Origin of the sequence: Aliiroseovarius sp. F20344 (genome assembly GCF_023016155.1) — a bacterium.
Lineage (GTDB): Bacteria > Pseudomonadota > Alphaproteobacteria > Rhodobacterales > Rhodobacteraceae > Aliiroseovarius.
The window spans coordinates 277,860-303,877 of record NZ_JALKBG010000008.1; the positions used below are offsets into that span (position 1 = coordinate 277,860).

A 26,018-nucleotide genomic window follows, 5' to 3' on the forward strand; every position below is an offset into this window, starting at 1 on the left:
AGCAATAATATGTTCACATTGCAGAATCTATATGTGTCCGTCGGGCGCGCGAATTCTTGCCCAGTTAGGACAGCGCACGGGTTAGAACTCCGAATGGCTGGATAAGCTGAAGCACCTCGGCCCATGAGCAATCACGCGCCGCAATCCTGAGCCAAATGATTTGAGAGTTTCTCAACCAACTCATTTTTCGATAGTGGTTTAGCAAGAAAGCCATTCATGCCTGCCTCTAAGCAGCTTTCAATGTCTTCGGCGAAGGCGCTCGCACTCAACCCGATGATCGGGGTCTGGATCATTTGCTGTGAACCGTTCCGAATGCGGCGAGTTGTTTCCAGCCCATCTATTCCCGGCATGTTGACGTCCATCAGTACCAGATCAAACCTCTGATCTTGCATCAAATTGATGGCTATTTCACCGCTTTCAGCCGTGGTCGCTCGGTGCTTAAGAGAACGAAGAATGACCTTGGCAATTTTCAGATTTGTTTTGCTGTCATCCACAACCAGAATGTGGGAAGGCTTAACCGGCTGTTGATGTGGTCGAGAAACAGGTTTCTGGTCGAGATCAAGATCTTCTTTTTCCCCCTCATCAACATCCACAACGTCGAATGGCAACGAGAAATAGAAACGGCTACCCTCACCCTCGTTGCTATCTACTGACAGCTCCCCCCCCATTGCTGAGACCAGCATATTACAAATTGAAAGCCCAAGACCCGTGCCTTGGTATTCGCGGTTGCTACGATTGTCGACTTGGACAAACCGTTCGAAAACTTGAACCTGATCCTGCTTTGAAATGCCGATGCCCGTATCGGCAACTTCAAAATAAATGGTGCTGTTTTGCGATTTGGCTTCGGCGATCACGGATACGCGAATGGCAACACCGCCCTCTGACGTGAATTTGATGGCGTTTCCGACCAGGTTTATCAGAACCTGACGCAGCCTGTTTACATCGCCGATGACTGTCTGAGGACATGTTTCCTGCACCGAGAACTCAAGTGAGATCCCTTTTTTTTGTGCGGATACCTGAAAAATTCCAGCGACGTTTTGCACGAGGCTGTTGATAGAAAACTCGTCGCTGTGGAGTACAAATTTCCCCTCGTCCATCTTTGTAATGTCCAAGATGTCATCAATGATAGATTTGAGCGCTTTGCCGGATTCCTGTATCGTTCCAATGAGTTGGGTTTGCTCTTTTGGCAATTCTTGTTCAAGCAGCAGCTCGGCTATCGGAATTACTCCATTCAATGGCGTACGAATTTCGTGACTCATGGTGGCCAGAAAACGTGATTTTGCCTCTGCCGCTGCCTGCGCTTCATCACGGGATGCAATTAAGCTTTGCTCGTTTTCTTTAATGGTGGCCCGCATCGTAGAGAAACTGTTGGTCAGATCGCCGATTTCATCCTTTGAACTAGGGGGAAGCTTTGCTTGGTAGTTTCCGAGCGCCAGCTGTCGTGCAGCCGAGGCGAGCAGCGAAGCGCGTTTAACCACCCAGTGTTCCAACAAGACACCGACAACAAGAAGCGCCCCAAGAAAGAAAACTGCGATCAGGATTGTGAGATACCGGACTTGCCGACGGATCTGTTCAAGATCAGTAGAAATATCAACCCGGACAGAAAGTACCGCGAGCTCTTTCCCATCAAACGAGATCGTTCGCGATGTCTGGATCACATCCGGCTTGACCATTGGCGTGGCCGCAGACAGAGGATAGAGGCGAGTGCCATCAGGCGTCTTAAGAATGACTGTTTCCCAATTCCCATATCGGCTTTGCATGCTGCTAAGGGTCTCAAACACTGCACCAATCTGATTTTGCAGCAAAAATGGAATAAGGGCATCTGACAGGATTTCGACGTTCTGATCCAGGTTTCGAATCTGAGAGGCGGTCATCTCTCGTGTCAGGCGCGGCTCCCAGAAGCCTGATAACCCAAGCACGCAAATACACATCATGCATGCGAGCAGGGCAACAAAGCGGCTGCGCAACTTGAAGCGCATGCCGGCCAAAGCCGAGGTGCCCGCGGCTTTGGCAGACGAAACAAGTAGTGGGTCACTTAACAAAGAACTCATCCAAACCCATTCCTTGCAGCCCTGTATAGTCGTCCAAACTTGTTTCAATCACCTCGCGGATTGGAACGCGTTCAAGCAGCTCGCGGCCATAGCCAGTTTTCCACAGTTCAAGAAAGGCTTGCATGACATGTCTTTGTACATCCTCAGGAACGCGTGGATGGGCGACGATGGGGTGCGGAGGGACCCGAGTGGTTTTGTAGAGCACGCGCAACTGTTCGGATATTTCAATCGGTTGCGAACGGAACGTTCCCATCACCCCGCCAGCCGCAGCAGCTTGGTTCAGAATGACGTTCAGGTATGCCGACCCGTGCGTCGACACATACATGGGTGAAAAACCAATGTTGCGTTGATTGGTCAGATCGGAGCGGATTAGTAGGGACGCGCCAAGCGCATTTGGTGCCGGAAACGCAATGGTTTGCCCTTCTAGATCCTCAATCGATTGATAGTTACTATCATCACGTACAACCAGAATACCGAATAATTCGCGCCCCCCATCCCGCAGAAGAGGCGTATAGTTCTGTGTCTGGGCGGCGACGATTGCGTGATAAGGATTCATATAGGCGAAATCGAATTCACCATTCATGAAGCTGGTTTCAAACTCCGGAATTCTTGGCGAACCCACAATTTCAAAATCGTAGCCGGTGCGCTTTTCGATTTCGTCGATGATTGGTTCCCAAATGCGCGCAAGCTTGCGCGCCTCAAACTGTGGAACAATCCCAAATGTATAGGTCTGCGCGTTGAGAAGCGCGGGGGTTAGCCCCAGCGCAGCGACCGCACAAAACAAGCCGCCATAGAGTGATCGAAGTTTGTTTCTAACCATGTTTGCCCCTCGGTTTGTCGCGGATGTTGAGCCGACGTCCATGTCGACAGTTTCGCGAGTTCGCCACGAGGGTGGAGCAATTTGGTTAATATTTTCACCTTACGAATTGCAATCCCCAAAAGCGCTACTCTGAAAAGCTTTCAAAGTTAACCAGCCTTTCATCAGCGTTAACGATACGTAAACATTTTACGCGTTTTAGTTGTGCATCAAAGCAACCGCCGAAACTCTGAAGCATCAGAAACGGCGACAAAAAACGGAGAACCGCTGATGCCATTTTTTTTAATCGGGACACAAAGGTCTGGTTCAAATTTGTTGCGTATTATGTTGAATCAGTCCCCTGAGATTGTCGCCCCTCATCCACCACATATTTTGGAACGTCTGTGGCCTTTGCTTGCTGACTATGGCGATCTGCAGGACCCGAATGCGTTCTCGCGCCTGGTTGAAGATGTTTGCCTGCTGGTAGAGACGAACCCAGTCAGTTGGAAGCTCGGCACAATTGATCGCGCGGCCTTGGAGCAAACCTGCTCGGAAAGGTCGCTGGTGGCGGTTTATTTCGCTGTTCACAACCTGCTGGCCCGTAACAACATGTCAAAAGACTGGATGTGCAAGTCTCTAGCAAATGTTCATTTTGCGGATGAGATTGACCGATTTGGTGGGGAGGCTGCCAAATTCATTCACCTGCATCGCGACGGCCGGGACGCTGCATTGTCCTTCCGCAAGGCGATCGTAGGCGAAAAGTCATCCTATCACATCGCAAAGCAATGGCATTTGGAGCAGGAAAAGGCGCTGGAGCTTGGAGCAATGCTATCCGCTGATCGCTTCATCTCAGTCTCTTACTCTGACCTGATCACACGACCCGATGCGGAGTTGCGCAGGTTGTGTGACTTCATGGGCATAGAATTCTACCCTGACATGCTAGAGTTCCACAAATCCCGCGAAGCCGCGAGTACCTCGGTGGCAGGGCAAATGTGGTCCAATGTGCAAAAACCGGTCATGTCTCAGAACACAAACAAATTCATGCGCGAGATGAGCCCGCGTGACATTGCCGTATTCGAAGCCGTTGCAGGCGAAACTCTGAAAAAAATGGGCTATCCATTGATGAGCGACTTTGAAGAAGAAAACCAACGTCTTAAGGCGCAAGCTCAGGAAAATGCGAACCCCGATGACCTGCAGAAGCGGAAAGCTCAGGCTTTGGTGATGCAAGAGATCAAAGAGCGTCTTGCCAACAGCAATACCAAGCGTCATGTCGCATAATTCCTCCAGGACCTGCACAGGGGAAATCTCGCTCTCCCAGTTGTTTCTAATTTTCTTCAAAATTGGGTGCATTTCTTGGGGGGGATATATGGCGCTGATCTCGGTTGTTCGGTCCGAGATTGTTGGCAAGCACCGGCTTGTGGATGATGATGACATTATGGACGGTGTGGCTTTGGCGATGCTGCTTCCAGGGCCGGTCGCGGTGAATGTTGTCGCCTATGTTGGCGACAAGATCCGTGGGCCGCTCGGTGGCGCAGTATGCGCCGCGGCGGTGATCCTGCCATCGTTTTTTTTGATGGTGGGTTTTGCGGCTTTGTACCTTTCATGGGGAACAATGGTCGTTGCAGACAAGGCATTGGCGGGCGTTCTGCCCGCTATTGCCGCCATTATTCTCAATGCGGGTCTGAAGATGCGTGAAAAAGCGCTTCAGGGGCCCGTTGATGTGGCTTTAGCAGTGATTGCAGCAGTCCTTCTTTTTGCCGTCGGTGGCATCTGGATTGTCTTCTGTATCTTTGTGATGGCCGCAGTGGTCGGCATTCTAAGGCATCAGCCCTCAAATGCTGATAATGTGGTTGAGAAACCAGACGGTCATCCAACTTTTGGGAACGGGTCGCGTGTTGTCACCCTGTTCTTGGCATCCTGTATCGGGCTGTTTTTGTTCCTGCCGCAGCTGGGCGTTACATCTATCCTTGGCCAGCTTTTTTCGGTGTTTTCCGGCATGAGCCTGCTGCTTTTTGGGGGCGGATATATCTTTATACCCATGATCCAAGAAGCTGTCGTAAATGCCTATGGCTGGTTGTCCCTCGACGACTTCGCAGCAAGTATTGCATTGGGGCAGGTGACGCCCGGGCCTATCTTAATCAGTGCGACTTTCATTGGGTACAAGGTGGCAGGTCTGACCGGCGCGGTGATTGCAACGATTGCGATTTTTATGCCCCCTGCAGCGCTGATCATCTTGGCCGCACGCCAGTTAGAGCGTTTCCGTCACTTGTCGCGGTTCAAAGCCGCGCAGGCCGGCATTCGTTCTGCGGTTTTTGGGATGATAATCTCGGCGGCTCTTTCGCTGCTTGCAGGGATCGGCGCTGAAGCTTCAAACCTCTGGGCGCCTGCGGCGGTATTCATCCTTTCATGTGTCATTTTGATGTATCTGAAGAAGGGTGAGATCTGGACGATACTGATAGCGGCACTACTGGGCGTGTCGGTTTTATAGGGTCTACGCAAGGGCGGGCTTTGGGCAAGGAAAAGATCAGCAGGGTTTTCGGTGCAAGTTTTGGTCACCTCGCATTAACCGGATATTTTTTGGAAACTCTTTTGTTTCAATGCTGGCAGCGGGCGGCGTGGGCACCCCATCCCGCCCAAAACTGCCCTTTCCCTCGCGGCATAGCATCACCCCCCTTTTCTTTCTGCCAGCGGACACCCATGTTGTGCGCATTGAAACCACTATAAGTTGGACATGAAATGTCATCTGAAAGCAGCGCGCGCTCATCTTTGGAATTTGCCTCAGATCCAGGTGCGGGACGATCCAAATGGGTTGCCGCCGGTTTGTTGGGATTAGTGATCATTTGGATGGGCAGCGGGGTGGTGTTCTCTTCCGATCCTGAGCCGACCGAACATGAAACAGCGGAAAAACAAGCTGTTGCTGTACAGGTGAAACTGTCCGAAGCCGAGCCGGTGACGCAAAGGTTTGTGGCAAAAGGACAAGCCCAGCCGTATCGCGACACGCAGGTTCGCGCGCAGGCATCAGGCAACATCATTTCCGTCGCTCTGAAAAACGGCGCACACGTCGAAAAAGGTGACGAGATCGCACGGATCGACGACACCCAACACCAAAAGGCGCTGACTGCTGCAAAGGAAGCGCGTGATCGCGCTGCGCGGGAGCTTAGCAACGCCAAAACGTTGTTCGATCGTGGCATTGCGACCTCGGATCGCGTGTTTGAAGCGGAAGTTGATCTTGCTGCAGCTGAAAGCAGCCTAACGCAAGCACTTGAGGCGCTCGAGGATACGATTCTAATGGCGCCGTTTGCCGGTCAGTTGGAGGCGCTTCCAATTGAAGTTGGCGAATTCGTCGCGGCCGGTGAGCCAGCTGCGCGTGTGGTCGATACAACCCCGCTTGTGGTGTCGATCCAAGCTCCTCAGCAGTTCCGCAATCGCTTGACCGTTGGTGAGCCTGCGCAGGTCTCGTTTCTGACGGGTGAGACCGCGACCGGAAGTATTCGATTTGTCGGCACGGCCGCCGATGTCCAAACGCGAACCTTTGTGACCGAGGTCGAAGTCGCCAATGCAGAAGGTGCAATCGCAGCCGGTGTTAGTGCTGAAGTGGCCATTGCGACCGGGGAAGTCACCGCGCATTTCATCTCGCCTGCGATCCTATCCTTGGATGAAAAGGGCACGCTTGGGGTGAAAACGGTGGATGACGACGATCAGGTCGCATTTCACGAGGTGGAAATCTCCAGCGCCGGATCCGGCGGGATCTGGGTGACAGGATTGCCTGATAAAACGCGCATTATCACCGTAGGGCAGGGGTTTGTGACGGCGGGCGACAAGGTTGCACCTCAGGAAGCTGACCAATGAGCAGTCTTATCGACTTTGCGTTTGCGCGCGCACGCGTAATTCTGATGGCGTTGGCCGCAATTCTGGCCTTGGGCACCTGGGCCTATAACGCCATTCCGAAAGAGGCGAACCCCGAAATTCCTATTCCGGTGGTCTATGTGGTCACAACGCTGGATGGCGTGTCGCCAGAAGATGCCGAACGCCTATTGGTGAACCCGCTTGAAACCGAATTGGGGTCAATCTCGGGGTTGGATGATATCATTAGCCACGCTGGGGAAGGCTACGCATCGGTCCAGATGGAGTTTAACCCGGACCTGCCGGTAGACGAGGCGCTGGATAAAGTGAGAGAGGCCGTTGATTCCGCCAAAGGTGAATTGCCCTCGGATGCAACAGAACCCAGTGTGCACGAAATCAACACCGCACTGTTCCCGATTATGAATATCGTGCTGTCAGGTCCTGTGCCTGAACGCACGCTCAATGACATGGCGACCGTGTTGCAGGACGACATAGAAGCCCTGCCGGGTGTGCTTGAGGTTGATATCGGTGGGACGCGCGAAGACCTTTTGGAAGTTCTGGTCGACCCAACAGTGTTTGAAACCTACAACATCACCTTCGCAGAGCTGATCACGCAGGTGACGCAGAACAACCTTTTAGTTGCAGCCGGGTCCATTGATACAGGCGCGGGGCGCATGGTTTTGAAGGTGCCCGGTTTGATCGAGAACGTGCAAAGTGTGATGGATCTTCCGATCAAAGTGTCCGGTGGAACAGTCGTGACGTTCTCGGACGTGGCGACGGTTCGGCGCACCTTTAAAGACCCCGAAAGCTTTGCCCGGATCGATGGTCAGCCCGCCTTGGTTCTTGAGGTCAAGAAACGGGTCGGCGCCAATGTGATCGACACAGTGGCTGCTGTGCGTGAAGTGCTTTCCGCGTCGCAAGAGACCTACCCGGAAACCGTTCGCGTGCAGGTCACCTATGATCAAAGCGATGACGTTGTGTCGATGCTGGATGACCTTGAAGCCAACGTTATCACCGCCGTGATCCTTGTGATGATTGTGATCGTCTGGGCGCTGGGCTTTCGTTCGGCGCTTCTTGTTGGTTTGGCCATTCCCGGCGCGTTCCTTGCTGGGGTAACTGCGATTTGGGCAATGGGGTACACGATGAATATCGTGGTCCTGTTTGCGCTTATCTTGGTGGTCGGGATGTTGGTGGATGGGGCCATCGTCACCACGGAACTGGCTGATCGGAAACTGCAGGAAGGCACACCGCCGCGCAAAGCCTATGCCTCTGCCGCCAAACGTATGGCTTGGCCGATTATCGCGTCGACCGCGACCACTCTTTCAGTGTTCTTCCCGCTTCTATTCTGGTCGGGTGTTATTGGCGAGTTCATGAAGTTCCTGCCAATCACTGTCATGCTGACGCTTGGTGCCAGCTTGTTTATGGCGCTGATTTTCATCCCGGTCTTGGGCGGGCTGATCGGACGCAGACAGCCGCAAACTGCTAGATCCAAAGCCGCCTTAGAGGCCGCTGAAAGTGGTGACCCTCGGGACATTCCCGGCTTCACGGGTGCTTATGTCCGCTTGCTGAATTGGGCCATTCTGCACCCGGCTGCGGTTGTGATCCTTGCGGTCGCAGCGCTGTTGGGTGGGTTCGGCATCTATGGCCAATTCGGCAAAGGGCTGACTTTCTTTCCAGAGCCTGAGCCAAGCGCAATGGTGATTGAAATTAGGGCGCGCGACAACTTCTCGATCTACGAAAGGGATGCGCTCGTTCGGAAAGTCGAAAACCGTCTGATCGGGCATCCGGAAGTCGACAGTGTGTATGCCAGAACAGTGTTGGACAACCGCGATGATCAAGAGGTCATCGGGACACTGCAATTACGTATGAATGATTGGGATACACGCCGTCCTGTGGCCGAGATCATTCCGGAAATTCGCGCCGACATGGACGATGTGGCTGGCGTTGTTGTGCAGGTGCAGACCCAAAGCGAAGGTCCGACAGGGGGCAAGCCGGTTCAATTGAAACTGTCCTCAGACAATCGCGATGATTTGAATGCGGCCACCACAAAGGTGCTAGGCATCATGGACAGTATTGGCGGGTTCACTGACGTGACCGATACCCGCGCATTGCCGGGTGTTGAATGGGCCTTGCGCGTGGATCGTGAAGAAGCAGCACGCTTTGGAGCTGACATTGCGATCTTGGGGCAAGCCGTTCAGCTTCTGACGCAAGGCGTGGGGGTCGCAACCTACCGGCCTGATGATGTGGATGGATCGGTTGATATTCGTGTACGCTTCCCTGCGCAGGATCGCACGTTGGATGAGCTGCAAACCTTGCGCGTGCCGACGGCGGCCGGGTTGGTGCCGATCTCGAACTTCGTTCGGTTTGAGCCGGTTCAGCGCTCAGGCCGGATCAGCCATGAAGATCAACAGCGGGTGATCTCGGTCGCGGCCGACATAGCCCCCGGTTTGTTGGTCAACAATCAGATTATCGCGCTTAAGGATGCCATCACGCAGGCCGGGTTGCCGGGCGATGTGACCTTTGATTTCGGCGGTGAGGCTGAAGAACAGGAAGAGGCGATGGTGTTCCTTGTCGGTGCCTTCCTAACCGCCATCATCCTGATGTTCGCCACGCTTCTTTTGCAGTTCAACAGCTTCTATCAAGCCTTCGTGGTGATGAGCGCAATCGTCTTCTCGATTGCGGGTGTGTTGATGGGACTTTTGATCACCGGCCGCCCGTTTGGCGTCGTGATGGGGGGCATAGGCGTGATCGCCCTTGCCGGGATTGTGGTGAACAACAATATCGTGCTGATCGACACCTATAATGTGCTTCGAAGCGAAGGCATGTCTCCGCTTGAGGCCGCGTTGCGCACAGGGGCCCAACGTTTGCGGCCCGTTGTGTTGACGTCCATCACAACCGCTTTGGGCTTGATGCCCATGGTGCTGGCACTGACGATCAGTTTCGGGGCCCGGACCATTCAGATTGGCGCACCGTCGTCGCAATGGTGGACCGAGCTTTCAAGCGCAATTGCTGGCGGTTTGGTGTTTGCCACGGTGCTGACCCTGATTGTCACACCTGCGATGCTGATGTTGGGTGAGCGGCGATGGTTCAAGGAACACCGCCGCGCATCATGACACGTGATGTTAAGCGGACGTCGCGGCTATAGGCTTAGTGACACCCAAAGGACCTTGGCGTCTTCCTCGCTGGTCGAGATTAAGCCATGTCCCATACGGGCGTCGTAATAAACTGAATCCCCGGTTTTAAGATCCAGGGGGCGGTAGTGTTCAGTCACAAGGGTCAGTTCACCTGACAGGACAAACATAAATTCTTCCCCAGTATGGCGCACCCAGTCGTCATATTCCGACACCTCGCGCGCTGTCACGGTCGAGATGTAGGGAACCATTCTTTTCGACGTTAGTTCGTTACAGAGAAGCTCGTGCGTATAGGTCGGGGTCTTCTTGATCTCACCTTCGCCTGCGCGTGTATAATCCCTGCGGCCCGAAATGTCTGACTTGGCGGATTGCAGAAATAGTTGCGGGGTCTCAAGCCCAAGCGTCTGCATCAGGCGACGGATGATATCAAAACTGGGGCGGGTTTGGTTGTTTTCGATCTTTGACAAGGTCGAACGACCAATCCCCGCAGCGCGCGCTGTATCCTCGAGCGTTTGGCCTTTGGCTTTGCGGGCTTCGCGAATCATACGGCCCATCGCCTCTCCGTCCGGGGCTTCAGCGGGTTCACCGCTACCTTGCGCTGTGGTGTTTGCGTCGGTCTCCAAACCAGTTTCTCCTGCTATCCCCTTGTTCCCTCACAGCTTAGAAGCAGCTCTTGAACCTGTCAAAGTATCCCGTTGCACACAAATCTTGCCTAATGTGCAAAAGTTTCCTATAGGGAGCATGAAATCCCGAATAGGAAACTAGTCTCACAAATAGGAAATTGTGAATACAAGTTGGGAAGCGGAGGGCAATATGTACGACCTTATCGTGATCGGCGCTGGACCGGGTGGCTATGTCGCCGCAATTCGTGCAGCCCAGTTGGGTTTGAAGGTTGCCTGTGTTGAAGGCCGTGGATCGCTTGGCGGTACATGTTTGAACGTGGGCTGCATCCCGTCGAAAGCGCTTCTGACCTCGTCTGGGAAATACGCCGAACTTTCGCATTTGGCCTCCCACGGCATTGCGGTGGAAGGAGCGTCTCTGGACCTCGCCGCCATGATGGCGCGCAAAGACAAGGTGGTTGGGGACCTCACCAAAGGCATCGCTTTTCTGTTCAAGAAAAACGGCGTGGATCATATTGACGGCTGGGCCAACATTATCGCGCCCGGCAAGGTGCAAGTGGGCGACACCGTGCATGAGGCCAAGAACATCCTGATTGCCACTGGATCTGAAGCGACACCTCTGCCCGGTGTGATAATTGACGAAGAATGCATCCTTAGCTCAACTGGCGCCTTGTCGCTGAAAACTGTACCCGCGCATCTTGTGGTGATCGGTGCAGGTGTGATCGGGCTTGAGCTTGGTCAGGTCTGGGCGCGTCTAGGGGCTAAGGTCACCGTAGTGGAGTATCTCGACCGCATCCTGCCCGGAATTGATGGCGAGATTGCAAAGCTGGCGCAGCGCGCACTGTCGAAACGTGGGTTGAAGTTCCAACTCGGCCGCGCGGTGAAATCGGTTGAAGCGGGCGAGGGGGGGCTTGCGGTCACCGTAGAACGTGTGGGCAAAGACACTATCGACACGATCGAGGCCGACAAGGTGCTGGTGGCCATTGGTCGCCGTCCAGTCATCCGTGACTTGGGGCTCGAGGCGCTGAGCGTCGATGTGAACGACCGTGGCTTCATCACTGTGGATGATCACTTCCAGACCTCGGTTCCCGGTATCTACGCTATTGGAGATTGTGTACCTGGCCCGATGCTGGCGCATAAAGCGGAAGAGGATGGGGTGGCCTGTGTTGAAGGGCTGGCTGGTCTGCCGGGCCACGTGGATTACGGCAAGGTGCCGGGAGTCGTTTATACCGATCCCGAAGTCGCATCAGTCGGCGTCACTGAAGAAGCGCTGAAAGAGGCGGGCGCCAACTATATCTCGGGCAAGTTTACCTTCATGGCCAACTCGCGCGCTCGCTCGACCGGTGAAACAGATGGTGCGGTGAAAGTGTTGGCCTCGCCCGATGGCGTGCTTCTGGGCGCGCATATCTGCGGTGCCCACGGGGGTGACCTGATTGCCGAGCTGGTTTTGGCCATGGTCAAAGGCGCCACGCTGTCCGAAGTCGCCGCCACCTGCCACGCACACCCGTCGATGGCTGAAGCCGTGAAAGAAGCCTGTCTGGACGCGCTTGGCAGCGCCATTCACGCGTAAGGAGCTGCCGATGAACACTGTTCCCCGTCTTCGCCACCCGGAAAAAGCGCATAAACCCGACACGGCCATTCTGCGCAAGCCCAAGTGGATTCGTAACAAGAAGATCGAAAGCGCCGAGTATTACGAGACTCGTCGCTTGATGCGGGACCATGATCTGGCGACTGTCTGCGAAGAGGCCTCGTGCCCCAACATCGGTGAATGCTGGTCCAAACGCCACGCAACCATGATGATCATGGGCGAAGTCTGCACCCGTGGTTGCAGCTTCTGCAACGTCTCGACCGGGCGGCCTGACGCGCTGGACCCGTTTGAACCGGGTCGCGTGGCGGCGGCGGTGAAAAAGCTGGGGCTGCGTCACGTTGTGATCACCTCGGTGGATCGCGATGATCTTGACGATGGCGGAGCCGAACATATCGCACAGACCATTCGCGCCGTGCGCCATCAAAACCCGGACACCACCGTCGAGGTTCTGACCCCTGACTTTCTTGGCAAAGGCGAGGCAGGACAGGCAGTGTTCGATGCTGCCCCTGACGTGTTCAACCATAATCTGGAAACTGTGCCGCGGCTTTATCCAACCGTGCGCCCTGGCGCTCGTTATTATCAGTCCTTGCGCCTTCTGGATGACGCCAAACGCGCCAACCCAGAGCTTTTCACCAAGTCCGGTCTAATGGTCGGGTTGGGCGAAACGATGGAAGAGGTGCGGCAAGTGATGGATGATCTACGCGCCGCGAATGTCGATTTCCTGACCGTGGGGCAGTATCTGCAACCCACAGCCAAACACCACAAAATTGATCGGTTCTGGACACCAGAAGAGTTTAAAAGCCTTGAACAGGTAGCCCGTGCAAAGGGCTTCCTTGGGGTGTCAGCCACGCCGCTGACACGTTCGTCCTTCCACGCCGATGAAGATTTCGCGAACCTGAAACAGGTGCGCCAGCTAGCGCTTGCTGCAAGTGCGGGCTGAGGGGTGTTAAAGATGGCAATTCACGCATTGTTCGCAGCCGACCGGGGCAGACTCGCAGGGATCATATCCCAATGCAGAACGTCCGGCCGACCTGTTCACAACATCGCTGGCAGCGATTACTCTATGAGTCCAGCACTCGCCCAGATAGACCATGTGACCCCGAATCTCGCCCGCGTTGTGCGCAACGCGTTTTCTACTGTTACAGTCGCATGCGACTGCACCTGAAACCTAAACCACAGGAGGCGCGGCTATGACCGACACCCCCCAACGCACACCGCTTTATGATCTGCACGTCGAACTTGGCGGCAAGATGGTTGATTTTGCTGGCTGGGAAATGCCCGTTCAATACCCGATGGGCATCATGGGCGAACACAAACAATGCCGCGAGAAAGCCGCACTGTTTGACGTTAGCCACATGGGGCAGGTGATCCTGAAGGGCGACAATATCGGCGAGAAGCTGGAAAGCATCTGCCCGCAGGCCTATGCCTCGCTGAAAGAAGGCAAGGCACGTTACGGCTTTTTCACCAACGAAGACGGCGGCATCATGGATGACCTAATCGTCTCGAATGCCGGTGATCATTTCTTTGTCGTGGTGAACGCCTCGATGCGTCATCAGGACATCCCTCATATGGCCGCCAATCTGGACGGCGTCGAAGTGGTTGAGATCTTCGACCGCGCGCTTGTGGCCGTACAAGGTCCCAAGGCCGAGGACGTGGTGGGCGATCTTTGCCCCGCTGCCCGCGACCTGACCTTCATGGAAACCACCTTGGGTGACATCAACGACGTCGAATGCCGCATCTCGCGTCTGGGTTATACCGGCGAAGATGGTTACGAAATCTCGATTCCCGAGGATAAGGCTGAAGCCGTTGCCCGCGCCTTCCTGGCCCATGAAGACTGTGAGCCTGCTGGTCTGGGTGCCCGCGACAGCCTGCGTCTGGAAGCTGGGCTTTGCCTTTATGGCAACGACATCGACCAGACGACCTCTCCCATCGAGGCCAGCCTGAGCTGGGCCATCCAAAAACGCCGTAAGGAAGAAGGCGGTTTCCCCGGTGCAGACCGTATTCAGCGCGAGCTGGCAGAAGGTGCTGCCAAGAAGCTGGTGGGCATCAAGCCCGAAGGCCGCGCACCTGCACGTCAGCACGTGGAAATCCAAGCCCAAGATGGCACCACAATCGGTGAAATCACTTCGGGCAGCTTTGGCCCGACCGTTGGCGGCCCGGTTGCCATGGGATATGTGTCGAAAGGACACGGCGAGGTCGGCGAGAAGGTCAACCTTATCATTCGCGGCAAGGCTCAGCCTGCCGAAATCGTATCGCTGCCCTTCGTGCAGCAGAACTACAAACGCTAAGATCAACTTTGGGAGCACCCTGACATGACCACTTATTATTCCGAAGAGCACGAATGGATCACCGTCGAAGGCGACATTGCCACCATCGGCATCACCAAACACGCAGCCGACCAACTGGGCGAGATCGTTTTTGTTGAGCAGCGCGAAAGCGGTGACGATTTCGAAAAAGGCGACGAGATCGGCGTGATTGAAAGCGTTAAGGCCGCGTCGGAAATCTATGCTCCGGTTGACGGCGAAGTGGTCGAAGCCAATGGCGCGCTGGAAGACAATCCCGGCGCATTGAACGAAAGCCCCGAAGGCGACGCATGGATCTATAAGGTAAAGCTGGCGGATGCCGCGCAGCTGGAAGACCTGATGGATCTGGACGGCTACAAAGCCCTGATCGGCTAACACCACATACCCGCCGGACCACCCGGCGGGTCACTTCGTTTACGCACAAGGATCACAGCATGGCCTTCAAACTAACCGACTACGAAGCCTATGATTTCGCCAACCGCCGCCATATCGGCCCATCCCCGCGCGAGATGGCAGACATGTTGAAGGTGATTGGCTTCAAGACGCTTGATGAACTGATCGACGCCACGGTTCCCCCCGCCATTCGCCAGAAAGAGGCATTGGATTGGGGTCCAGCCATGTCTGAGCGCGACGCGCTTTATCACATGAAACAGGTGGCCTCGAAGAACAAGGTTCTGACCTCGCTTATCGGTCAGGGATATTACGGCACGACCACGCCTGCCCCGATCCTGCGCAACATTCTGGAAAATCCCGCTTGGTATACGGCGTACACGCCTTACCAGCCCGAGATTTCGCAAGGCCGTCTTGAGGCGCTCTTGAACTTCCAGACTATGGTATCGGATATGACCGGGCTTGAGGTCGCCAACGCGTCGCTTCTGGATGAAGCCACCGCCGCTGCTGAAGCCATGGCCATGGCCCATCGCGGTTCGCGCTCTAAAGCCAATAACGCGGCGTTCTTTGTCGACAAGAACTGTCACCCACAGACCGTTGCTGTGATCAAAACCCGCGCAGAGCCTTTGGGCATCGACGTGCAGGTTGCCGATCCCGATGATCTGGATCCAGGTGCGGTCTTTGGCGCAATTTTTCAGTATCCCGGCTCACATGGTCACGTGCGCGACTTCACCGCTGAGATCGCCGCGCTGCATGAGCATAAAGCCATCGCCGTTGTGGCGGCTGACATCCTTGCGCTGGCGCTTTTGAAATCACCAGGCGAGATGGGCGCAGACATTGCTGTTGGCTCCACCCAACGCTTTGGTGTGCCCATGGGCTATGGCGGTCCGCACGCAGCTTATATGGCCACTACCGACAAGCTGAAGCGCAACATGCCGGGCCGCATCATCGGAGTCTCAATCGACGCGCGCGGCAACAAGGCCTATCGCCTTGCGCTGCAAACCCGCGAACAGCACATCCGCCGCGAAAAAGCGAACTCGAACGTTTGTACCGCGCAGGCGCTGCTGGCTGTGATCGCATCCATGTATGCCGTGTATCACGGCCCCGATGGCATCAAGGCCATCGCGCAATCGGTGCACCGCAAGACCTCGCGTCTGGCGGCCGGTCTGGAAGAGCATGGCTTCAAAGTAGAGCCAGAAGTCTTCTTCGATACAATCACTGTCGAGGTTGGCCCGCTGCAAAAAACCGTGATGGAAGCCGCTGTGGCCCGTGGTGTAAACCTGCGCGCCGTGGGCGAGGACCGGATCGGTATCTCGCTGGACGAACAAACCCGCGCCGAGACGATCGAAGCGGTCTGGGGTGCCTTCGGCATCGACAAGAAAGACGACAGTGTTGCCAATCGCGCCTATCGTCTGCCTGATTATGCGCTGCGTGAAAGCGAGTATCTGACCCATCCGATCTTCCACCAGAACCGCGCCGAGGCCGAGATCACCCGCTATATGCGGCGTCTGGCAGACCGCGATTTGGCGCTGGATCGGGCGATGATCCCGTTGGGATCGTGTACCATGAAGCTGAATGCGACCGTGGAAATGATCCCGGTCACATGGCCCGAATTTGGCAATCTGCACCCCTTCGTGCCGGAAGATCAGGCACAGGGTTATCACGAGATGATCGCCGATCTGAATGACAAGCTGTGCCAGATCACCGGCTACGACGCGATTTCGCAGCAGCCGAACTCTGGTGCGCAGGGCGAATATGCGGGCCTACTGACCATCCGCAACTACCACACCGCACGTGGCGAAGGGCACCGCAATGTCTGCCTGATCCCAACCTCGGCGCACGGGACCAATCCCGCCACCGCGCAGATGGTGGGCTATAAGGTGGTGCCGGTGAAATCGGACGAAGATGGCAACATCGACATCGAGGATTTCCGGTCCAAAGCCGTACAGCACTCGGATGATCTTGCCGCTTGCATGATCACCTACCCGTCGACCCATGGTGTGTTTGAAGAAACCGTGCAAGAGGTCTGCCAGATCACCCATGATCACGGCGGTCAGGTCTATATCGATGGCGCCAATATGAACGCTATGGTCGGTCTGTCCCGTCCGGGTGATATTGGTGGCGATGTCAGCCACCTGAACCTGCACAAGACCTTCTGCATCCCGCATGGCGGTGGTGGTCCCGGCATGGGTCCGATCGGTGTGAAGGCGCATCTGGAAGAGCACCTGCCGGGTCACCCAGAATATGGCACCGCTGTTGGTCCGGTCTCGGCCGCGCCCTTTGGGTCGCCCTCGATCCTTCCTGTCAGCTGGGCCTATATCCTTCTGATGGGCGGTGCGGGTCTGACACAGGCAACCCGCGTGGCAATCCTGAATGCCAATTACATCGCGGCACGTCTGCAAGATGGCTACAACATCCTCTACACTTCGAAGACAGGTCGTGTGGCGCATGAATGCATCCTCGACACCCGCCCGCTGGCGGACGAGGGCAACGTGACCGTTGATGACGTAGCCAAGCGCCTTGTGGACAGTGGCTTCCACGCCCCCACGATGAGCTGGCCTGTTGCTGGCACGTTGATGGTGGAGCCGACAGAATCCGAACCCAAGGCCGAGCTGGACCGCTTCTGCGACGCCATGCTGTCCATCCGTGCCGAGGCACAGGACATCATCGACGGCAAGATCGACCCGGAAAACAACCCGCTGAAACACGCCCCCCACACGGTGCGTGATCTGGTGGGCGAATGGGATCGTCCTTACACGCGCGAGCAGGCTTGTTTCCCTGCCGGCAACCTTGGGGTGGACAAGTACTGGCCCGTGGTGAACCGCGTCGACAACGCCTATGGCGACCGCAACCTCGTTTGTACCTGTCCTCCGATGGATGCTTACGAAGAAGAGGCATAAATCATTCCCCCGCCCGGACGTTTATTGGTCCGGGCGGGGGCTCATAATGTCGTACCAGATAACGGGATGCATCTATGAATATTCAAAACTCTTTAGGGACCCGATTTACAGACCTATCTTCCATCGGACCCATTCAAGGCATCACCATTATCGTGCCAGACCGAAGCCACGTGTCTTTGGCCAGTGTCTTCCGCGATTTCTTCATTTCGCTTGATCAATTTACCAATGCGGAAACACCCCGCGATTTCGCGGTCTATTCCCTGGATGGCTGCCCCTCGCACGACCACAGCTATTGGCGCAACCGAACCATCGTGTTCTGGAGCGACTTTCACGCACGCTGGCAGCTGACCTCAAAACAGCTTCACCGCGCCCACCAACTTCTGCGTCTTGCGCGCCAAAGCGTGTTGGTTGGCGGTGGCGTTTTTGCCTTGTGCCGGTCAGAGTTTGCCGGACGATGCGCCGTTGCTGTTCACCCAAATCTACGCTTCGTCGCGGAAGAGGAAGGGTTCATGTGCACCGAAAGCGGGGCGCCGTTCGCGATCGATGGAAACATCTGTAGCGCGACCAGCATTTTTGCCGCGTTACGCCTATTCTTGAAGCTCTTGGAGGCCGAGATCGGTGGGTTTTCTGCGGCCACCTTTGGTGACTATGTCGGGCTGGAAGTGTCGGGCGAACCGTTCCAAGGCAAGCAAGAGCACATCATAAAGCGCTATTCCGGCGGGGATCGCATCATCGGTGATTGCGTCGCGGTGATGCTGGAGAATTTGGAGAACACGCTCTCTATTGTTCAGATTGCGCAAATCCTGAATGTCTCGTCGCGCCAATTGCAGCGACGGTTCTCAACGCAGCTTGGCGTCAGTCCGTTGACAATTTACCGCAGCTTACGGCTTGAGCGGGCCAATCAGTTGGTCCAACAAACCAGCTATTCGATGCACGAGATCGCAGCGGCCACTGGATTTGGCACCCGATCAAGCATGGTGCGATCGTTCAAACAGCAGTTTGGAATGTCGCCATCTGATGCGCGGGCAAAGATGTTCTGATACCCGCGACGGTGTTGGCTTAATTGATTTCAGCGCAAGCCCGGATCAGTTCTGCCACGCGTTCTTCATTGTTTTTGGCAAGTGATCCGTCCGTATTCTGGCGTGAGTTTTCAAACCCAATCCGGCATTTTCCGCCCTCTTGAACGGCGCGGATAAGAGCAGGGGTTTCGTTCTGACCAAAGGCGCAGACGGCCCAATCTGGGGTCAGGCCAGCTTTCTTCAGCCAGACCAAAAACGGGTTCAGCTCTTCCGGGTTTGATTTTTGGCCAACCGCATAGCGACCCAGCACAAAGATCAGTTGGAGGTGGGCTGAAGTCAGCAGTTTATCATCCAGCACGCGGGTCAGCAATTCTGCATCTTCCACATCATAGAGGATGTGCTGAACAGCGATGCCGCGCTGCTCGCAGTCCTTGTAGAAAGCACGTGTGACTGCGTGGTCTTCACGGCACAACTCACGCACAGATGCCGAGACCATGTCCGCCCCAGAATTCAATGCGATATGGCGTTGATGTTTCGGATCATAGATGCCCACGGCCTCGGTTGTGATCTGAACTGGGAAGCCGGGCATCTCGGACCGAAACATGTTCAGCGCGTCGGCATAGGCGTCAGCATCCAGAAGATGCTTTCCATCCTGATCCCGCATATGCAGGTGCAGCCCGTCAACGCCCAGATCCTGGCACGCCAATGCGGTGTCCAGAATCTCGACAGGCGTCATGGGCAGGGCAGGGTGGTCGGCTTTGGTCAGGCGCGCCCCGTTTGGGGCCAGCATGACCTTGGGAAGGGGTGTCACAGAACTTGCTCCAACGACTTCGACAGCTTGCCTACCAACTCATCAATCTGATCATCCGAGATGATGAAAGGCGGGGCCAGAAGCACGTGATCCCCGTTCTGCCCGTCAATCGTGCCGCTCATCGGGTAGCATATCAGGCCATTCTCAAAAGCTTGTTTTTTCAACCGGCCAGCAATTCCGCGATCCGGCGAAAAAGGGGCTTTGGTTTCACGGTCTGCAACGATTTCAAGACCCCGGAACATGCCGCGTCCGCGTATGTCACCGATATGGGCATGCTGGCCGAACTCAGCGTGCAGGGCATCATTCAACCGCTCGCCCATTTTGGCGGCGCGGGTCACCATGCCGCCGGTGGTGAGTTTGTGGACAACGGCGTTCGCAGCCGCGGCTGCAACCGGGTGCCCGATATAGGTGTGGCCGTGTTGAAAGAAGCCGCTGCCTGATGCGATCGCGTCATAGATCTGACCCGTGCACAACATTGCACCGATGGGCTGATAGCCCGCTCCCAGCCCCTTTGCGATGGTGATGATGTCGGGTGAAATCCCATCTTGCTCGCAGGCAAACAACGTCCCTGTACGCCCCATCCCGCACATGACTTCGTCCAGGATCAGCAGGACGCCATACTTGTCACAGATTTCGCGAATGCGCTTGAAATATCCTTTGGAAGCGGGCACTGCACCAGCTGTGGCCCCGACAACGGGCTCAGCCAGAAAACCCACGACGGTATCTGGCCCAACGCGCAGAAGCTCATCTTCCAGAGCATTTGCAGCCCTTAACCCATATTCTTCTTCCGTTTCCCCCTCGCGGCGCAGACGATACTCATAGCAGGGATCAATATGGCTGGCCGACATCATCAAGGGGTCAAAGGGCTCGCGCCGCCACATATTGCCGCCCGTGCCCAAAGCACCGAGCGTGTTGCCGTGATAGCTTTGCTTGCGTGCGATGAATTTCGTGCGCTGGTGCTGACCAATTTCGATCATGTACTGGCGCGACAACTTCAACGCGGCCTCGACCGCTTCGGACCCGCCTGAAACAAGATAGACGCGATCGATTCCCTTTGGCGCGTGTTTGACCAGCTGGTCAGCAAGTGATTCTGCGGGTTCAGATGTCAGAAATCCGGTATGCGCAAAGCTGAGTCTGTCGATCTGTTCATGCATCGCACGGGCCACGTCAGGGTCAGAGTGGCCAAGGCAAGACACGGCTGCCCCGCCTGAACCATCAAGGTACTTTTTCCCTTGTGAATCAATAATGTAAATGCCATCTCCACGCTTCGCGATCGGTGGATTCGATTTGCAGTGCCGCGGAAAAATATGAGACATGATGCCCTCGCATGTGTCCGATTGAAACTGTTGGCATTGAAACAAAAACGAACACATTTGACAATACGTGAAACAAAAGGAACACTGAGCCTTGTCCAAGCAGGGAGGCACCTGGACGTGAATATGAGTGAAAGCTTCGAAAAGAGGCTTGCTGTGGCATATGGCGATCTGAGCGGTGCGTTGCGCGCTGCGGCCGATTACCTTGTGGAGAACCCACTTGATGCTGTGTCGCGACCATTGCGCACTGTGTCCGCTCATAGCGGTGTGTCCCCTGCTGCTTTTTCACGTTTGTCGCGGGCGCTGGGCTATCAAAATTTCGATGATCTGCGCGAAGAGATGCGGGTCAAAATTGACCGCAGGGTAAACAACTTCGCGGATCGTGCCGGGCAGCTTCAGAAGGAACATGGGGAAGGAAATTCGGATTTTGTTCAATCCCATTTCATGGCCTGCGAGCACAACTTAAGTAAGACGATGGCCGGGCTGGACCGGGACACGATTCGCTCTGTTGCAGACAGGTTGGCTGGGTCCCGCAAAGTGCTTTTGCTTGGCGCTTTGGGATCTACAGGTGTTGTCGAATACCTGTCTTATATGGCGAATTTCTGCGCAGATAACTGGATCTTAGCCAACCGAATGGGGGCTTCCCTTGGGGGAGCCTTGTCAGGTCTCGATAAACGTGATGCACTACTTATAGTTACCAAGCCGCCTTTTGCCGTTTCAGTGATCAAGGCAGCTAGGCTTGCGCGTGAGTTAGGGGTTTTTGTTGTGGTGATCACCGATACACACACATGTCCTGCGTTGGAATATGCGTCGTCGAGCTTTGTTGTCTCGACCGAAAGCCCTCACTTTTATTCGTCCTATGTCTCAACCGTATTCCTGATCGAAGCCATCGTTGGATTGGTGGTCGGGCGTGCAGGGGTCGCGGCACAGGACCGGATAGCCGAAATCGAACTTCACAACCGGCAACTTGCCGAGGTGTGGAGCGAGTAACCAAACATCAATCAAGGGAGATCAAGATGTTTCAAGGAATTAAACTGGCATTTGCAGGGGTTGCTGCCACAGCCGTGTTGGCACCTGCAGCATTTGCAGAAGAGTTCATCACCATCGGCACCGGCGGTGTCACGGGTGTGTACTACCCCACAGGTGGTGCCATTTGTCGTCTGGTAAACAAGGGCCGCAAAGATCACGGCGTACGTTGCTCGGTCGAATCCACAGGTGGTTCGGTGTACAACATCAACACCATTCGCGAAGGCGAGCTGGAATTTGGTGTGGCCCAGTCTGACTGGCAGTATCACGCCTATAACGGTACTTCGAAGTTCGAAGAAGCAGGCGCATTTCCAGGTCTGCGCGCTGTGTTCTCGGTACACCCAGAGCCCTTCACCGTTGTAGCTCGTGCCGACAGCGGCATCAAAACCTTCGAAGACTTGAAAGGTAAACGCGTCAACATCGGCAACCCCGGTTCCGGTCAGCGCGGCACCATGGAAGTTCTTCTGGAAGCACTTGGCTGGACCACTGGTGATTTCGCTCTGGCAACCGAGCTGAAGGCTTCGGAACAGTCTGCTGCTCTGTGCGACAACCAGATCGACGCCATGGTTTACACCGTTGGTCACCCGTCGGGTTCGATCCAGGAAGCCACCACAGCTTGTGACTCGGTTCTGGTTGAAGTGTCGGGCGACGTCGTCAACAAGCTGGTTGAAGACAACGCGTTCTACCGTACCGCGGTGATCCCGGGCGGCATGTACCGCGGCAACGATGCTGACACCGCGACCTTCGGTGTGGGCGCGACTTTCGTGAGTTCGGACAAAGTGTCGGATGACGCTGTTTACGCTGTTGTTTCGTCAGTGATGAACAACATCGAAGACTTCAAAGGTCTGCACCCTGCCTTCGCCAACCTTGACCCCAAGGAGATGGCAACTGCTGGTCTGTCCGCTCCTCTGCACCCCGGTGCCGAGAAGTACTACAAAGAAGCTGGCATCATCGAGTGATCGCTTAGCAGCAAGAACAATCGAGGGGCGGTGCGCCGCCCTTCGTTTTCTGGATCCGGCACAAGATCGGACGACGTAACAGAATGAACAAGTTTGGTCGCTTTGGTGGCCGAGGGAGATAATAAATGTCCACGAAAGAAGAACGCGCGCTCAGCGAAGAGGAGCTACAAGAGCTCGTCGCTGCTAGCGATACGGGTGCCCGAAGCCCACATGGGCCTGTCGGATTGATGATTGCCGCTGTGGCGCTGATCTGGGCGATCTTTCAGGTTCTATTGGCCTCACCAGTCGCGCCATATCTTTTGCCCGGTGACCTGATCAACAACTCACGCCAAATCCACTTGGCGTTTGCAATCTTTTTGGCCGCTATGGCCTATCCGCTGTTTAAGTCCAGCCCACGTGATTACATCCCGTGGTATGACTGGATTTTCGGGGTTGGGGGCGCCTTGCTCGCAATGTACGGATACTTCTTTTACGAGAAAATCGTCGCAAATGGTGGTCTTGCTGACCAGACCGATGCGTATATTGCTCTTGTTGCGCTGGGATTCCTGTTCCTGGCTGCGTACCGGACGCTTGGTCCGGTGATGGTGGCCTTGGCCGTCGTTTTCCTTTTCTACGTGTTCTTTGGCTCGTCAGAAGTCGTGCCCGACCAGATCCGCTGGGCCGGTGCATCGCTTCGTAAAGCCATGAGCCACATGTGGATCACGTCAGAAGGCGTCTTTGGCATCGCGCTGGGCGTGTCGACCAAGTTCGTTTTCCTGTTCGTTCTGTTTGGAGCTCTTCTGGACCGCGCAGGTGCGGGCAACTATTTCATCAAAATGGCGTTTGGCGCGCTTGGTCACCTTCGCGGTGGTCCTGCAAAGGCCGCCGTCGTTGGCTCCGCCGCAACGGGCCTGATCTCGGGTTCGTCGATCGCAAACGTTGTGACCACCGGTACATTCACAATCCCGCTGATGAAACGTGTTGGCTTCTCGGCTGAGAAAGCCGGCTCGGTCGAGGTCGCCTCGTCCGTGAACGGCCAGATCATGCCTCCCGTCATGGGTGCGGCTGCGTTCTTGATGGTTGAGTATGTGGGCATCTCATATGTCGAGGTGATCACCCACGCCTTCTTGCCAGCGATCATTTCCTACATCGCGCTGGTCTACATCGTGCATCTTGAGGCGGTGAAAAACAAAATGCCGACGATCGGCAACAAGGTCGTATCAATGGGTAAAACCATTGGCGGCATGTTCTTCTTCTTTGCTGGGTTTGCGGCACTTTGCTATGCCACGCAATATCCTGTGGGCTGGATCACATCGCTGTTCCCGTCGGGCTCTGGCTGGGTGCTGTCGATCTTGCTGTTCGCCATCTATATCGCGTTGATCTATCTGGCCGCACAGGTGCCAGATCTCGAACCGGATGACCCCAATGCAGAAGTGGTAGAGCTGCCAGATATCGCAAAGATCTATAAGTCGGGTCTTTACTATCTGCTGCCGATCATCGTGCTGGTTTACTTCCTGATGATCGAGCGCAAATCACCCGGCCTGTCGGCCTTCTGGGCCACGTTCCTGCTATTTGGTATTCTGCTGACACAGAAATCCCTGAAAGCGATGTTCCGTGGCGAAGGCGACCCGGTTGGGCGACTGCGTGAAGGCGTCGGGGACCTTGTTGAAGGGATGATCGACGGATCGCGCAACATGATCGGTATTGGCCTTGCAACCGCAACCGCCGGTATCATCGTTGGGACCGTGTCCTTGACGGGCATTGGTCAGGTGATGGCAGACTTTGTCGAATTCCTGTCTGGCGGAAACCTGATCCTGATGCTGGTCTTCGTGGCGATCCTGTCACTCATCCTTGGGATGGGCTTGCCAACAACGGCGAACTATATCGTTGTGTCATCGCTGATGGTTTCGGTTGTCGTCGAGCTGGGTGCGCAATCCGGCCTGGTTGTGCCGCTGATCGCTGTGCACCTCTTCGTCTTCTATTTCGGGATTATGGCGGATGTGACGCCACCTGTTGGGCTGGCAAGTTTCGCGGCAGCGGCAGTATCGGGTGGCGATGCCATCCGTACCGGTTTCACCGCGTTCTTCTACTCGCTCCGCACGGTGGCCTTGCCGTTCGTCTTCATCTTCAACACAGATCTTCTGTTGATTGATGTGACGGTCACGCAAGGGATTATCGTCTTCATTGTGGCGACGATCGGTATCCTTGTCTTTACGGCGGGTACCATGGGCTTCTTCCTGACGAAGTCGCGTATCTGGGAAACCGTTGCTCTTCTGGTGGTGGCCTTCGCGTTGTTCCGCCCGGGCTTCTTCATGAACCAGATCCAACCGCCCTTCACGCAGATTGAACCGGCTCAGATTGAGCAGGCGATTGGGGATGCCAATCCTGGTGATCCACTGCGCGTCGTGATCTCGGGACCGGACTTTGACACCCTTGAAGTCAAAGACCTGACGGTTGTTCTGGATGTGCCAGAGGCTGAAGGTGGCGCTGCGCGACTGGATGCTTCGGGTATCGCTTTGATGCCAGAAGGGGACGTGATGCGCATCGACGAACCGATGTTCGGCACGCCTTTGGCAGACAAGCTGTCTACGTTCGACTTCTACGGGGATGACCCCGTTCAAATCTCGGCGGTTCAGGCACCTTCGAACCAAATGCCGAAAGAGCTGATCTTCATCCCAGCCCTGCTGCTGCTTGGCCTTGTGGCCTTCCTGCAGTCGCGTCGCGCCAAGGAAGAAGAAATCATGGAAGGAGAAACGGCATGACCAAGACCATCCTTTGCGCTGTCGACATCAATCGTGTCGAGGCCGAGAACTCAGTTCTGAAAACGGCGGCTGAACTGGCCGAATTGCATGATGCACAGCTTGACGTGATCACTGTCGTACCGGATTTTGGTATGTCAGTGGTGGGGGCCTATTTCCAGGACCACCACGTCAAGTCGGCGCAGAATGACGCAAGTGATCTTCTGAAGTCCATGACGCTGAAGTCTTTGGGCGCTGAGGCCGACAGCAAGGTCCGCCACATCGTCGCCATGGGTTCTGTCTATGAAGAAGTACTGCGCGCAGCCGAGCTAAATAAGGCTGATCTGATTGTCATCGGGGCACACCGTCCGGACCTGAAGGACTATCTTCTGGGGCCAAACGCGGCGCGAGTGGTTCGTCACTCCACGGCGTCTGTCTATGTTGTGCGTGGCTAAAGCCGCGCAGCGATAAATCACTTAGAACGGGCGCGGCGAAGGCTGTGCCCGTTTTGCATTAGACTTCTCATTCTCTGGTGGTGGACTTAGAAAGGC

At 55.5% G+C, this 26,018-nt stretch carries 19 protein-coding genes; 14 read left to right on the plus strand and 5 right to left on the minus strand.

Annotated elements, in window-relative coordinates; translation table 11 throughout:
• Nucleotides 1-131: 131 nt before the first annotated feature.
• Nucleotides 132-2,051, minus strand: a complete 1,920-nt coding sequence (locus MWU55_RS10440) for an ATP-binding protein (protein ID WP_246936119.1) — start codon at nucleotides 2,049-2,051, stop codon at nucleotides 132-134.
• Nucleotides 2,032-2,871: a phosphate/phosphite/phosphonate ABC transporter substrate-binding protein gene (locus MWU55_RS10445; protein ID WP_246936120.1), complete on the minus strand. Its 840-nt coding sequence runs from the start codon at nucleotides 2,869-2,871 to the stop codon at nucleotides 2,032-2,034. Before MWU55_RS10445 ends, MWU55_RS10440 begins: the two co-directional genes overlap by 20 nt.
• A gap of 267 nt (nucleotides 2,872-3,138) precedes the next feature.
• On the opposite strand from MWU55_RS10445, the gene MWU55_RS10450 reads away from it, so the two are divergent.
• From MWU55_RS10450 to MWU55_RS10465, 4 genes are all read left to right on the plus strand, one after another.
• Complete coding sequence (locus tag MWU55_RS10450; protein WP_281501853.1) at nucleotides 3,139-4,125, plus strand: sulfotransferase; 987 nt, start codon at nucleotides 3,139-3,141, stop codon at nucleotides 4,123-4,125.
• A complete protein-coding gene (gene chrA / locus MWU55_RS10455; protein WP_281501854.1) occupies nucleotides 4,115-5,335 on the plus strand; it encodes a chromate efflux transporter in 1,221 nt (406 codons plus the stop codon). Before MWU55_RS10450 ends, chrA begins: the two co-directional genes overlap by 11 nt.
• A gap of 278 nt (nucleotides 5,336-5,613) precedes the next feature.
• On the plus strand, nucleotides 5,614-6,696 hold the full coding sequence (locus MWU55_RS10460; protein ID WP_246936123.1) for an efflux RND transporter periplasmic adaptor subunit: 1,083 nt from the start codon (nucleotides 5,614-5,616) through the stop codon (nucleotides 6,694-6,696).
• The gene (locus tag MWU55_RS10465; protein WP_246936124.1) at nucleotides 6,693-9,803 is read left to right on the plus strand and encodes an efflux RND transporter permease subunit; all 3,111 of its coding nucleotides are present in this window, start codon (nucleotides 6,693-6,695) and stop codon (nucleotides 9,801-9,803) included. The genes MWU55_RS10460 and MWU55_RS10465 overlap by 4 nt, the downstream gene beginning before the upstream one ends.
• Nucleotides 9,804-9,829: 26 nt before the next feature.
• On the opposite strand, the gene MWU55_RS10470 is transcribed toward MWU55_RS10465, so the two are convergent.
• Nucleotides 9,830-10,366, minus strand: a complete 537-nt coding sequence (locus tag MWU55_RS10470; protein WP_246937868.1) for an XRE family transcriptional regulator — start codon at nucleotides 10,364-10,366, stop codon at nucleotides 9,830-9,832.
• A 268-nt stretch (nucleotides 10,367-10,634) separates the two neighbouring features.
• On the opposite strand from MWU55_RS10470, the gene lpdA reads away from it, so the two are divergent.
• The 6 genes from lpdA (at nucleotide 10,635) to MWU55_RS10500 (ending at nucleotide 18,662) form a co-directional block, all read left to right on the plus strand.
• Nucleotides 10,635-12,011: a dihydrolipoyl dehydrogenase gene (gene lpdA, locus MWU55_RS10475; RefSeq protein ID WP_246936125.1), complete on the plus strand. Its 1,377-nt coding sequence runs from the start codon at nucleotides 10,635-10,637 to the stop codon at nucleotides 12,009-12,011.
• 10 nt (nucleotides 12,012-12,021) lie between these two features.
• The gene (gene lipA, locus MWU55_RS10480) at nucleotides 12,022-12,969 is read left to right on the plus strand and encodes a lipoyl synthase (protein WP_246936126.1); all 948 of its coding nucleotides are present in this window, start codon (nucleotides 12,022-12,024) and stop codon (nucleotides 12,967-12,969) included.
• A 250-nt stretch (nucleotides 12,970-13,219) separates the two neighbouring features.
• Nucleotides 13,220-14,317, plus strand: coding sequence for a glycine cleavage system aminomethyltransferase GcvT (gcvT, locus tag MWU55_RS10485; RefSeq protein WP_246936127.1), 1,098 nt, complete (start codon nucleotides 13,220-13,222; stop codon nucleotides 14,315-14,317).
• A gap of 24 nt (nucleotides 14,318-14,341) precedes the next feature.
• Nucleotides 14,342-14,707: a glycine cleavage system protein GcvH gene (gene gcvH / locus MWU55_RS10490; protein ID WP_246936128.1), complete on the plus strand. Its 366-nt coding sequence runs from the start codon at nucleotides 14,342-14,344 to the stop codon at nucleotides 14,705-14,707.
• A 59-nt stretch (nucleotides 14,708-14,766) separates the two neighbouring features.
• Entirely contained in the window at nucleotides 14,767-17,622 is a 2,856-nt protein-coding gene (gcvP, locus tag MWU55_RS10495; protein ID WP_246936129.1) for an aminomethyl-transferring glycine dehydrogenase, read from the plus strand.
• A 74-nt stretch (nucleotides 17,623-17,696) separates the two neighbouring features.
• Entirely contained in the window at nucleotides 17,697-18,662 is a 966-nt protein-coding gene (locus tag MWU55_RS10500; protein ID WP_246936130.1) for a helix-turn-helix domain-containing protein, read from the plus strand.
• A gap of 19 nt (nucleotides 18,663-18,681) precedes the next feature.
• On the opposite strand, the gene MWU55_RS10505 is transcribed toward MWU55_RS10500, so the two are convergent.
• Nucleotides 18,682-19,452 carry a 3-keto-5-aminohexanoate cleavage protein gene (locus tag MWU55_RS10505; protein WP_246936131.1) on the minus strand — a complete coding sequence of 257 codons (771 nt, stop codon included), beginning with the start codon at nucleotides 19,450-19,452 and terminating at the stop codon, nucleotides 18,682-18,684.
• Complete coding sequence (locus MWU55_RS10510) at nucleotides 19,449-20,768, minus strand: aspartate aminotransferase family protein (protein WP_246936132.1); 1,320 nt, start codon at nucleotides 20,766-20,768, stop codon at nucleotides 19,449-19,451. Before MWU55_RS10510 ends, MWU55_RS10505 begins: the two co-directional genes overlap by 4 nt.
• A 123-nt stretch (nucleotides 20,769-20,891) precedes the next feature.
• Between MWU55_RS10510 and MWU55_RS10515 the strand changes: the two genes are divergently transcribed.
• The 4 genes from MWU55_RS10515 to MWU55_RS10530 all read left to right on the plus strand — a co-directional run bounded on the left by MWU55_RS10515 (nucleotide 20,892) and on the right by MWU55_RS10530 (nucleotide 25,922).
• Nucleotides 20,892-21,755, plus strand: coding sequence for a MurR/RpiR family transcriptional regulator (locus MWU55_RS10515; protein WP_246936133.1), 864 nt, complete (start codon nucleotides 20,892-20,894; stop codon nucleotides 21,753-21,755).
• Between the two features lie 26 nt (nucleotides 21,756-21,781).
• Nucleotides 21,782-22,750 carry a TAXI family TRAP transporter solute-binding subunit gene (locus MWU55_RS10520; protein ID WP_246936134.1) on the plus strand — a complete coding sequence of 323 codons (969 nt, stop codon included), beginning with the start codon at nucleotides 21,782-21,784 and terminating at the stop codon, nucleotides 22,748-22,750.
• 125 nt (nucleotides 22,751-22,875) lie between these two features.
• A complete protein-coding gene (locus tag MWU55_RS10525) occupies nucleotides 22,876-25,491 on the plus strand; it encodes a TRAP transporter permease (protein WP_246936135.1) in 2,616 nt (871 codons plus the stop codon).
• A complete protein-coding gene (locus MWU55_RS10530) occupies nucleotides 25,488-25,922 on the plus strand; it encodes a universal stress protein (protein ID WP_246936136.1) in 435 nt (144 codons plus the stop codon). The genes MWU55_RS10525 and MWU55_RS10530 overlap by 4 nt, the downstream gene beginning before the upstream one ends.
• Nucleotides 25,923-26,018 lie beyond the last annotated feature (96 nt).